We start from the raw sequence: 535 nt of genomic DNA, 5'->3' as shown, positions 1-535 counted from the left end.
ATGCCACCGGAGGCCTTGCCCTTGCCGGCACGTGCCGGCGGGTTGCACAGGCCGCACACGAAGTGGCGGGGGATCTCATGGGGGTGGGTCACGAAGTGGCCGCTGCACTTGGAGCACTTGGTCATGGTCAGCATGCCGTTGTCGATGAACTTGACCAGACGCCAGGCGCGGGTCACCGACAGCAGGGGCTCCAGGCCTTGGGATTGCGTTTGCTCCAGGTACAGCTGGTAGGCCTTGATCACGGTGTCGATCTCGTCGATCTCGGCGGCCTTGTTCAGGTACTCGTGGATGTTGAGGAACAGGCTGGCGTGGATGTTGGGCTGCCAGGTCATGAACCAGTCGGTCGAGAACGGCAGTTGGCCCTTCGATGGCGACTTGCCGGACACTTCCTTGTACAGACGCAGCAGGCGCTCATAGGACATGTCGGTCTCCGACTCCAGCACTTGCAAACGGGCACCCAGGTTGATCAGGGTGACGGCACGTTCGATTTGCTTGGCTTCGGTCAACAGGCTCTTGGTGCGCATGGTGTGTCTCC

General features: G+C 61.5%; 1 protein-coding gene. It reads right to left on the bottom strand.

Features of this window, described 5'->3' with window-relative positions:
• Positions 1–524 (bottom strand): flagellar transcriptional regulator FlhC (gene flhC, locus EIP75_RS23895; RefSeq protein ID WP_125245680.1); only part of this gene is annotated, 524 nt, incomplete at its 3' end.
• Between the last annotated feature and the right edge of the window lie 11 nt (positions 525–535).

Source organism: Aquabacterium soli (genome assembly GCF_003933735.1).
In the GTDB taxonomy this organism is placed as follows: Bacteria; Pseudomonadota; Gammaproteobacteria; order Burkholderiales; family Burkholderiaceae_C; genus Aquabacterium; species Aquabacterium soli.
Note: the sequence above shows the minus strand (reverse complement) of the source record. Positions and strands in the feature narration are given on the sequence as shown.